The sequence below is a fragment of the Candidatus Electronema sp. TJ genome (genome assembly GCF_048287355.1).
GTDB lineage: Bacteria > Desulfobacterota > Desulfobulbia > Desulfobulbales > Desulfobulbaceae > Electronema.
In genome coordinates this window covers 1-10,692 of record NZ_JBLWEP010000078.1, presented here as the reverse complement: position 1 = coordinate 10,692, position 10,692 = coordinate 1, and the positions used below count along the sequence as shown (strand labels likewise).

The following is a 10,692-nucleotide window of genomic DNA, read 5'->3' as shown; positions in this document are numbered from 1 at the left end:
CGCGGGGCATTCTGCACCTCTTTGATGTTGAAGTTCATCATCAAGATTCAGAAACGCCATGCTTGACGGGATGGATGCAAAAAAATGCAGCAGAAGCCGTATTGTTTAAAAAAGATAAAACATGCAATATGCAGCGGTATCTCAAAGTAACAACACCGCATATTGCGTTTTTTCGTCACAGAGCTTCATTCTCCTGCACAATTCAGTGCGCAGAAAACTCTTGACGGACGGACGGCTTCTGCTTATCTTTGCATAAGAAAAGGCGATAAGTCAGCCTTTTTCATCCCGTCATGCGTCCCTTTTGACGAAGAGACAAGCATGATGTTCTGAACCAGCCGCTGCATGAGAGAGAGTTTCCGAGGCTCACGTATCTCAGCAGCGGCAGTCTTCTTCTTGCATTCATAATTCTGCAAGAACCTATAAATAGAATCTATGATAATCATTCCTTGTCAGCTTGGCAAGGGCAACCGTTTATTTTTTTTGTCTTTTTTGGGCGGAGCTGGCTGCCGCATCCGAACTTGTTATTCTTCCGCATTTCCTGCCTTCTGCAAAGTCTGCTCCATCACCCGCAAGGCCGCCCGTGTTCCGTCCGGGGCAAGGTGGCTGTAGCGTTCCGTCAAGGCAATGGTGGAGTGCCCCAGTATCTCTTTCACCGTGATCAGCGGCACCCCGGCCTGCACCAGCCAAGACGCGCAGGTGTGGCGGCAGGAATGAAACACCAGCCTGCTTTTTGAATCGCTGACCCCGGCGTTCAGCCCCAGCTCATCCACAGCCCGGTCAAAGGTGTTGCTCATGCTCTTCCGTCTGCCGCCGTTGCCGTCTGGAAAAGCAAGCCCGTCGCCGCAGCTCCGGGCGCGTTCCTCGAACATAGCATGAACCGCGCCAGTCATCGGCACCACTCTGTCTTTGCCTGATTTGGTCTCTGTCAGCACCACCTGTCTGTGGACAAGATCAACCCTGCGCCATTCCAGACCAAATATTTCCCCCGCCCGCAGGCCGCAATGCAGAGAGAGCAGCGTCATGTCATGGACATCTTGGCTTCTCTCCTTCAAGATGTTCAGCAGCTTCTCAGCTTCGGCATGAGAAAAGAAGCGCAGCCGCCGGTTCTCAACTTTGGGCTTTTCTTGTCTGGCAAGCTGAGTCACGGGATTCAGGCCGCTGTAGTAGCCATTTTTGACAGCATGGCCGACCACCATTCTAACCGCAGCCAGCGCATATTGAATCGTCCGGGCGGATTTGCCTGCGCTGCTCATAGATTGAATAATCTTTCTGATATGCTGCTCTTCCAGCTTGGCAACAGGCACCTGCCCTATGGCTGGGAGTATCCAATTTTTATGAAGACTGATTTCTTCTTGCAGCGTCTTTTCTTTTTTAGATTGTTCTGGCAAATAACACATGTTGAAAAAATGCGTATAAGTGACTGCCTTCCGTTCCTGCTCCTGTTTTCTGGCTGCCTCCTCAATGTCTGCCTTCTTTTTCGCCGACCTTTTTTCAGACAGTCTTGCCTCACCTTGGCCCGTCTTTGCGGCCTGCTTCAGCTCTGCCAGCTTCAAAGCCGCCTTCTCAGCCGTCCAGCCTTCGCTTGCCCAGCCCAGCCCCTCTTCTTTCCGCTTGCCTTCCGCCTGATAGCGGATTAAAAAATAACGGTCGGGCTTGATTCCATGCTTGCGGGTGGTGTGTTCCCTTGTGCGCACCCCCGGAAATTTCGTGCTCTGATATTGCGACATGACTTCCTTGCCCCCATTCTGCCCCCACTTTTTTCGTTATGGCAGGTGGGGACAGGTGATTTCTAATGAACATAGAATAGCAGTCAACATGCTGGAAGTCAATAAGTTTAACAGGGGAAAGTGAAGAGTGATGAAAGCGAATGAAGATAGAAAAAAACTGATTCGTAATCAGCAGGTCGCCGGTTCAAGTCCGGCTGTCGGCTCCACAAGATCGAGGAGTCAGCCTGTCACAGGCTGGCTCCTTTTTTCTTTCCAGGAGAACAGATCATGAACACGGCGGCAAAGAGCTGGCGCGAAACCATGCGGGCTTGGCTGCATCCCAGAGTGCTGACCATGCTTTTATTCGGCATTTCCGCCGGACTGCCCATCCTGCTGATCTTTTCAAGCCTCTCGCTTTGGCTGCGCGAGGCGGGCGTTGACCGCTCGACCGTCACCTACTTCAGCTGGGCCGCCTTGGCCTATTCGTTTAAATTCATCTGGGCACCGCTGGCAGACACCCTGCCGCTGCCGTTTTTAACCAACAGGCTGGGAAGGCGGCGGGCCTGGCTGCTGACAGCGCAGCTGGCGGTGATTGCCGCCATCTGCCTGATGGCGATGACCAATCCGGCGGCGGGCGGGCACGCGCTGCCCCAGATGGCTTTGGCCGCCGTGCTGCTCGGCTTCTCCTCGGCCACGCAGGATATAGTCATTGACGCGTACAGGATTGAATGCGCGGAGCAGGAGCTGCAAGCCCTGCTCTCCTCCGCCTACATCGCTGGCTACAGATTGGGAATGCTGGCTGCGGGCGCAGGCGCGCTGTATCTCGCCGCCTGGTTCGGCACGAGCATGGAAGCCTACAGTCATGCAGCTTGGCGGAACAGCTATCTGATCATGGCCGCCGTGATGCTGGTCGGCGCGGTCACAACTCTGCTCATCCCCGAACCGGAGGCGAACAGCAGAAAGACGTTTTATCCGGCAGCATATTATCTCCGCTTTCTGCTCCTCTTTGTCTTTGCCGCCGCTGTCTTTGCCGGGGTCTTCTTTTTCAGCGGCGGGCTTGTGTTCGCCCTGAACGGGCTGTTCAAGGGCCTGTTCAGCTCCGCCTTGGGCAGCGAGCTGGCTCCTTTCTCCTCGCTGCTGGCGGAGACAGGCCGCCTGCTGCTGGCCGCGTTCTGCGCCCTGCTCGCCGCAGTCCTGCTCATCCGCGCCAATCTCGCCGACAGCGGCATGATCAGCGAAACCTACATCAGCCCGGTGCTGGACTTCTTCCGCCGCTACGGCGTGAAGACCTCCTGCCTGCTGCTCGCCCTGATCGGTGTCTACCGCATCTCCGACATCCTCTTAGGCGTGGTATCCAATCTCTTTTATCAGGACATCGGCTTCTCGAAAGAAGTCATCGCAGGCATCACCAAAACCTTCGGCCTGATCATGACCTTGCTCGGCGGTTTTGCCGGCGGCACCCTGACCGTGCGTTACGGGGTGACGCGCATTCTTTTTCTCGGCGCGCTGTTTTCAAGCCTGACCAACCTCCTTTTTCTTTTGCTGGCGCATGCCGGAGCCAGCGTGCCGCTGCTCGCCGCAGTCATCGCCGCAGACAACCTCAGCGCAGGCATCGCCTCCGCCGCCTTTGTCGCTTTTCTAGCCGGACTGACCAATATTTCCTTCACCGCCATGCAATACGCGCTCTTCAGCTCGCTGATGACGCTGCTGCCCAAGCTGCTCGGCGGCTACTCCGGCGCAATGGCCACCGCCTGGGGCTACGAATGGTTCTTCTTAGCCACGGCACTGCTTGGACTGCCTGTGCTGGTGCTGATCTGGCTGGCGGAAAAAAGGTTGCAGTAACTGCTGCCTGCATAAAGAGCTGCGCTGAACATCGCTGGGCAAGAGCAGCGGCCTGCTTCAGTCTTCTGCGCTGTTTCTGCTGAGATTTTTTCAGGATGAAAGGCTGTGTCTGCCGCTGCAAACGCCTTTGGGAAAGCTTTCCGCGCCTCATGTCACGCTTGCAACGTCACGCGGAACGCTTGCTTTGTCTTGCGGCACGCATGAAATGCCTCATTTGAAGCGTGACATGCGCCGGGGAAAGCTTTCCGCGCCTCATGTCACGCTTGCAACGTCACGCGGAACGCTTGCTTTGTCTTGCGGCACGCATGAAATGCCTCATTTGAAGCGTGACATGCGCCGGGGAAAGCTTTCCGCGCCTCATGTCACGCTTGCAACGTCACGCGGAACGCTTGCTTTGTCTTGCGGCACGCATGAAATGCCTCATTTGAAGCGTGACATGCGCCGGGGAAAGCTTTCCGCGCCTCATGTCACGCTTGCAACGTCACGCGGAATGCTTGCTTTGCCTTGCGGCACGCATGAAATGCCTCATTTGAAGCGTGACATGTGACAGGGAAAGCTTTCCGCGCCTCATGTCACGCTTGCAACGTCACGCGGAATGCTTGCTTTGCCTTGCGGCACGCATGAAATGCCTCATTTGAAGCGTGACATGTGACAGGGAAAGCTTTCCGCGCCTCATGTCACGCTTGCAACGTCACGCGGAATGCTTGCTTTGCCTTGCGGCAAGCATGACATGCGATAGGGAAAGCGTTCCGCGCCGCACGTGAAGTGTGACATGCTGCGCAGCATCTTTGCCGAAAAGCTCGGCAAGCGTGCCATGCCTCTTGGCAAGCCGCATCTGCGCTGCGGCAGCTGTGCGGAAAGGGCTTTGCCGCCTCCTCCGGGAGATTTGCCCCTGAAGAAGGAGCAGGCGATGCCGCTCCTTGAGCAGAATGCAAGGCTTCCGGCGCAGCATATTTTTGAAGGCAGCAGCAGTGACGGGTGGAAAAGTCACTATGACCAACGCGCCTTCCCTTTTAATGAAAAAATTGCTCCAAACGTGGCCGCCGCCTTTTCAGGATTGCCGAAATGAGAATAGTTGCTCTGAATAGAGCAACTATTTTTGTTTACTTTTTCAGAGGATAGGATAAAATATAATAGTCGCACACAGTCTTCATGTGCGCGTGAAAATCACAAAATCCATAGGAGGCGTAAAAAATGAAAGGAAAAATTTGTTCATTGTCTGCCGCATTGTTTCTGCTGCTCGCAGCTGCTGGCTCAGTTCACGCTCAATCGACGACAGAGGAGTGTCAGCCGCTCAAGCTGAACAGAAGAGGGGTGCCGACCACGCCGTTTCGGTACACAGTCAATTATGCTGTAAGCAATCCAGATCCGGGCGCAAGCTTAGGAGTCCCAGGAGCTGAAACAGCTGTTCATATAATCAACCGCCACCCTGTCTCTCATCACAAGGTGGGTTGTGTCTATGTGCTCTTCAAGGATAAGGACGGCGTTGCTCAAGGGATAGCTCAAGGAACCATTCCGCCAAATGGCTCCAGAGTGTTTGCCACATCAGAAAATGTGAGCAACGCTGGAACCCCTCCGCCTTTTATAGTGGATTATCCGGCAGCAGCAGCCGACACATCCAGCGCAGCTCAGGTGATACCAAGCATTGATCCCATTAACGTTCCATTTGAAGGCCGGGCGGAAATTTATTCCTATAATCCGCTGCTGCAAGTTGCTCCTTTCGTGGTGGATCATGGTGCCATGTCAGCTGTTCCTGTGCAACGAGCTGGGTTGCCTACAAGAAACAATTGATCAGCAGGACACGTTAGGCCTCTGCGCAGCCGCAGGTTAGAAAAAAGGGAGACTGCTTGTTCAGCAGCCTCCTTTTTCATTTCTATCTGTCATACAGCTATTATGATCGCATCCGCATATTCATTTCGGCATCGTTTTGAATATATTATTCTCGCAGCTGTTCCCTTTTTGATGTTTTTCTTGTATTCTCCTGCCCTCAATGGGCCTTTCCTTTTTGACGACATAGCGAATATAGAGAAAAACAGCAGCATACATATAAAAGATCTTTCTATGAAGTCACTGAAGACAGCGGCAGAAGGACACCGCCCTGTGGCGACAGTGAGCTTCGCAGTAAATTATTATGTGAATGGCCTGTCTCCTTATTGGTTCAGGACTGTGAATGTCGCGATTCACATCACAACGGCTTGGCTTTTGTATTTTTTTATCTGCAAAACGCTTTCTCTCGCAGAAAAAGATTATGGCGGCGGCAGATTGTTTGCTGCGGTCAGCGCATTGATCTGGGCTGTTCATCCTCTCCAGATACAGTCTGTCACATACATTGTGCAGCGGATGAACAGCTTGGCCGGTCTTTTCTTTCTTCTGGCTATGCTGCTGTATATCCAGTTCAGGCAGTCAGATGCGAAGCTGAAAAAAACACTCCTGTTCACAGCGTGCTGCATTTCCGTGCTGCTGTCAGTCAAATCAAAACCGAATGCAGTCACTGTTTTCCCTTCCATCCTGTTGTATGAAATCATCTTCCTGCAAGGCGTGCGATGGGAAACATTGAAAAGAGCCAACACGCTCTTTGCTGTTTTTTCTTTATTTTCAGTTTTAGCCCTGCTGATATACTTTGCCTCCCGCGATGCCGCCAGTCCTGTTCCTTTTGCAAATTTATCAGCTTGGCATCAGGGAAAAGGATTCACGCTCACGCAATATTTGATGACGGAATTCAGGGTTCTTGTTTTTTATATTTCCCTGATATTTTTTCCGCATCCTTCCCGTCTTAATATTGATCATGATATTTCTTTTTCAACATCTCTTCTGCAACCGGAGACAACTTTTTTAAGCGCGCTCTTTTTATTGACAATAATCACAGGATCATTTCTTTATACAAAAAGATACAAGATAGTAACCTTTGGAATTTTATGGTTCTTTACAAATCATTTAGTTGAGTCGACTATAATTCCTCTCGATTTCATCTTTGAACATAGGAATTATATTCCATCGATGATGCTTATTGCTGGTGCTCTCTATGTCCTGATGAGATGCAGCAAGAGAGTCTTTGTTCCTGCGGCAATATGTATTGCTGCAACATTGTCTTTCTGGACGTTCCAGAGAAATTCAGTTTGGAAAAGCGGCATTTCTTTATGGGAGGACAGCTCCTTGAAATCTGCGAAGAAATCGAGGCCTCATGAAAATTTTGCATATTACTTGGAACAGGAAGGGCGCATCAAAGAAGCTGTTGCATCCTACAAGAAAGCTGTCGAACTGCATCCAAACAATCCCAGATACGCTGCGATAGAAAGTCATATCGGTGATTTGCTTGTAAAACAAGGGAACATGCAAGGTGCTCTTGAGCATTACAGTGCCGCTTTTGCTGTGAATCCAAAGTCAAAAGAGCTGCTTAACAGCTTAGGAAATTTTTTTTACCGAGCTGGTGAGTTTGACAAGGCTGCCTCGTTTTACAAGGAAGCCTTGAAGATAGAAAAAAAATCAGTTATTTTAAATATAAATCTTGGAAATGCGATGGCGGCTCTTGGAGATATAGACGCTTCGTTCAGGTATTACAATGCGGCAATAGCCCTTGAGGAGACGAACATTGAGGCCAACTACAACCTTGCCCTTCTCTTCATGCGCACAGGAGAATTGACTAAAGCAGCTGATATATTTAAATTTATTTTAACTATAAACCCAATGCTTAAAGAGGCTTACAGCGGCCTCGGAATGGTTCATGAACAGCTTGGTCAACAGGATGAGGCAATTAAAAATTACAAATACGCATTAGATATAGATAAAAATTTTAAATATGCAAGAGAGCATCTTGATCGGATCATGAAAACGAGTTCCGAATAACATTCTAATATCTATTCAACTTTTTCAATCGAGACATTTTTTCAGCAATGATCAGCATTTCTCCGCAGCAGCGCATTGACGCGGTCATCCGCGTTCCCGGGTCCAAAAGTCTCACTCAGCGCGCCCTGATCGCCGCCGCCTTGGCTGAAGGCGAATCTGTCCTGCTTGGCCCCTTGGCCAGCGAGGACACGCGCTACACCATGACCGCCCTTCGGCAAATGGGCATTGCCATTGACGACAGCGACCCGGCAGCGTGGCAGGTGCGCGGCTGCGGCGGGCGCATTCAAACCCCGGCGGAAGACATCTTCCTTGGCAACAACGGCACCGCCACCCGCTTCCTCACCTCAGTGGCCGCGCTGGGGCATGGCCGCTTCCGCATCGGCGGCGGCGAGCGCATGGCGCAGCGGCCCATTGCTCCGCTGATGCAGGCACTCCAAGGTTGGCAGGTGAGGATTGCCAGCGAGGCCGGAACCGGCTGCCCGCCGCTGCGCATTGACGCGGACGGACTGTCCGGCGGCCCGACCGTGCTGCCGGAGGGCAAATCCAGCCAGTATCTCTCCTCGCTGCTTTTGGTCGCGCCCTATGCCAGACAGCCTGCCGAACTGACCGTGCAAGGAGAGGTGCTGTCCAAACCGTATGTGGAAATGACCTTGGCGGTGATGAAGGATTTCGGCATCCATGCTGAAGCCGCTGCCTCGCTGGCAGAATTCCGCATTCCGCAAGGCTGCTACAAGGGAACACGCTATGCCGTGGAGGGAGACGCTTCCGGCGCATCGTATTTTTGGGCGGCGGCAGCGGTGACGGGCGGAAAAATTACTGTGGCCAATGTGCCCTCCCCTTCTTTGCAAGGCGACAGCGGCCTGGTGCAGCTCTTGGCCAAAATGGGCTGCGCTGTCAGCACGGCGCAAGGCGGCATCACCGTGCAGGGGCCGGCTGTCCTGCGCAGCATTGAGGCTGACATGGGCGACATGCCGGATGTGGCCCCCACTTTGGCAGTGGTCGCCGCCTTTGCTCAAGGCGCAACCGTGATCAGCAACATTGCCCATCTGCGGATCAAAGAATGCGACCGCTTGTCTGTGATGGTGACGGAGCTGCGCAAGCTGGGTGTGGAGGCGGAGGAAGAAGACGGCCGGATGATCATTCACGGCAAAGGCGGCGCGGGCCTGCACGGCGCGGAGATCGCCACGTACGAAGACCACCGTATTGCCATGTGTTTTGCTGTGGCTGGATTGCGCGTTCCGGGCGTGAGCATCCACGGCGAGGACTGCGTGGTCAAGTCCTTCCCGGATTTTTGGGAGAGGTGGCGGGAAATAGGCGCAGGGAGCTGACAGTCCGGCGGCGTTCTGGAGCAAGAACGCCGCCTGGCAGCGGCTCTCAGAAGCTGCCCAAACCCAGCACGTCGAACATGGTGTAAAGGCCTTTGTGCTTGTCCGCCACCCAAGCCGCAGCCAAGGCCGCGCCGCGTGCGAAGTTGTCACGGCTGTGGGCGCGGTGGGTGATCTCGATCCGCTCGCCTGCGCCGGCGAAATAGACAGTGTGCTCGCCGACGATGTCCCCGGCACGCACAGTCTGAATGCCGATTTCCTTGTCCGTGCGCTCGCCGATCATGCCGTGCCGCTCATACACGCCGACTTCGGCCAGATTGCGGCCCAAACCTGCGGCGGCCATTTCGCCCAGCCGCAGCGCAGTGCCGGACGGCGCATCTTTCTTCATCCGGTGGTGCGCCTCGACTATCTCCACATCATAGGCATCGCCAAGCACGGCGGCGGTTTTTTCCACCAGCTTAAAGAGCACGTTCACGCCCACAGCCATGTTCGGCGACTGCACGCAGGGAAAATGCCCGGCGGCGGTCTCGCGCAGCGTTTCCAAGTTGTCGGCAGTCAGGCCGGTGGTGCCGATCACCATTGCCCGGCCATATGTGGCCGCGACTTTGATGAATTCCATTGTCGACTGGTGGAAGGTGAAGTCAATGATCACCTCGCCTTGCTCAATCACCGCTTCAAGACTGTCTGCGATCTGCACGCCCGTCGGCCCGAAGCCTGCCACCTCGCCTGCATCTTTGCCGATAAAAGGGCTGCCTGCGCGTTCAAAGGCCCCGGTTAAAGTCAGTTCAGGATGCTGCCGCACCATTTCGCAGATGCGGCGGCCCATACGTCCGGCTGCTCCGGCTACAATCACGTTGGTCATCTGTTCTTTCTCAAAGGTAGTGTTTCGCAGGGACGTTCCTTGTGACGGCCCCTCTGTTTCCGGCACGAAAGTGACAAAATCATTTCAAGTCTTTATTGCATTCCATGTCAAACCACATGGCGAACAAGGTGAAGACGCTCGAACTCATGAAAGAGAACATGGCCGCAAGCGTGTTGATTGGCGGCAGATGGCCGTCTATGCCAAGATAGATCAAAGCCCGCGCAGATAGAATTACGGTGAAAATAAAGAATATTATTCCAAATGCGTAAAAGAAGATCAGCGGATGGAAATCTCGGATGATGTATTTATGCACCATTCTCCGCACAAAACCTTTGATGAGTATCAGCGGAATGGTGAAAACCACTTTCTTCAGCCTGATCCCGGAAACCTCGCCGACATTGTAGACTGGACGGATGGAAATGTCACGCACCCGGAAATTGGCGATGTTCAGACTGATCAGCAGATCATTGGGCATTCCGTAGCGTGGATAGATCGCGTCCAGATTGATGGCCTGCAAGGCAGGCAAGGAAATCGCGGTGTAGCCGCTTTGTGAATCCGCCACATGCCAGTATCCTGAAGCGATCTTCGTGAAGAGTGAAAGAAAGGAATTGCCGATATACCGGTGTTTGGGAATCATGCCCCACGATTCGCCACGAAAAAGCCGGTTGCCTTTTGTGTAGTCGCATTCGCCTGCGCAGACCGGTTCGACTATGCGCGGAAGATCCGCTGGGTCCATCTGAAAATCTGCGGCCATGACCGCTGTCGCATCCACCTGGTGATCTCTCGCCCACTTGTAGCCGGTGGCGATGGCCGCGCCAACTCCTCCATTCCGCTCGTGCTGCAGCAGAACAATTTTCCGGTTTGACGCAGCCAGCAGCCGCACCGCATCAGCAGTGCCATCGCCGCTCTGGTCATCCACCACCACGATATAATCGACAAAATCGGGCATCGTGCCGATCACCTTGCCGATCAGTTTTTCCTCATTATGGGCGGGAATGACCACCGCGATTTTCTTGTCAAGAAACATGGATTCAGTCAGGGCAACGGGTAAGGTCAGCAAACTGTCTTTTTTATAGCATCTTGCCGCCTGCGCCGCAAGAGCTGTTTAGCAGCC

Annotated in this window: 10 protein-coding genes and 1 tRNA gene; 8 read left to right on the top strand and 3 right to left on the bottom strand. The window is 53.4% G+C overall.

Translation table 11 applies throughout. The features are described 5' to 3' along the window. A partial coding sequence (locus ACNKID_RS07195) for a hypothetical protein (RefSeq protein WP_417912761.1) occupies positions 1-224 on the top strand: 224 nt, incomplete at its 5' end. 297 nt (positions 225-521) lie between these two features. Here the strand turns inward: ACNKID_RS07195 and ACNKID_RS07190 are convergent. Further along, positions 522-1,727 (bottom strand): tyrosine-type recombinase/integrase, encoded by a 1,206-nt coding sequence (locus tag ACNKID_RS07190; protein ID WP_417912760.1) that lies wholly within the window; start codon positions 1,725-1,727, stop codon positions 522-524. Positions 1,728-1,824: 97 nt separating this feature from the next. On the opposite strand from ACNKID_RS07190, the gene ACNKID_RS07185 reads away from it, so the two are divergent. The 7 genes from ACNKID_RS07185 to aroA all read left to right on the top strand — a co-directional run bounded on the left by ACNKID_RS07185 (position 1,825) and on the right by aroA (position 8,719). Continuing rightward, positions 1,825-1,933 (top strand) — tRNA-Thr (locus tag ACNKID_RS07185). A 61-nt stretch (positions 1,934-1,994) separates the two neighbouring features. Then, entirely contained in the window at positions 1,995-3,548 is a 1,554-nt protein-coding gene (locus ACNKID_RS07180) for an AmpG family muropeptide MFS transporter (RefSeq protein ID WP_417912759.1), read from the top strand. Between the two features lie 214 nt (positions 3,549-3,762). Continuing rightward, the gene (locus ACNKID_RS07175) at positions 3,763-4,095 is read left to right on the top strand and encodes a hypothetical protein (protein WP_417912758.1); all 333 of its coding nucleotides are present in this window, start codon (positions 3,763-3,765) and stop codon (positions 4,093-4,095) included. A 363-nt stretch (positions 4,096-4,458) separates the two neighbouring features. Further along, entirely contained in the window at positions 4,459-4,617 is a 159-nt protein-coding gene (locus ACNKID_RS07170) for a hypothetical protein (RefSeq protein WP_417912757.1), read from the top strand. A gap of 125 nt (positions 4,618-4,742) precedes the next feature. After that, on the top strand, positions 4,743-5,339 hold the full coding sequence (locus ACNKID_RS07165) for a hypothetical protein (RefSeq protein ID WP_417912756.1): 597 nt from the start codon (positions 4,743-4,745) through the stop codon (positions 5,337-5,339). Between the two features lie 102 nt (positions 5,340-5,441). Further along, positions 5,442-7,391 carry a tetratricopeptide repeat protein gene (locus tag ACNKID_RS07160; protein WP_417912755.1) on the top strand — a complete coding sequence of 650 codons (1,950 nt, stop codon included), beginning with the start codon at positions 5,442-5,444 and terminating at the stop codon, positions 7,389-7,391. 47 nt (positions 7,392-7,438) lie between these two features. Next, positions 7,439-8,719 carry a 3-phosphoshikimate 1-carboxyvinyltransferase gene (aroA, locus tag ACNKID_RS07155; protein ID WP_417912754.1) on the top strand — a complete coding sequence of 427 codons (1,281 nt, stop codon included), beginning with the start codon at positions 7,439-7,441 and terminating at the stop codon, positions 8,717-8,719. Between the two features lie 46 nt (positions 8,720-8,765). Here aroA and dapB read toward each other — a convergent pair whose 3' ends face one another. After that, entirely contained in the window at positions 8,766-9,578 is an 813-nt protein-coding gene (gene dapB / locus ACNKID_RS07150; protein ID WP_417912753.1) for a 4-hydroxy-tetrahydrodipicolinate reductase, read from the bottom strand. Positions 9,579-9,657: 79 nt separating this feature from the next. Beyond that, on the bottom strand, positions 9,658-10,605 hold the full coding sequence (locus tag ACNKID_RS07145) for a glycosyltransferase family 2 protein (protein WP_417912752.1): 948 nt from the start codon (positions 10,603-10,605) through the stop codon (positions 9,658-9,660). Positions 10,606-10,692 lie beyond the last annotated feature (87 nt).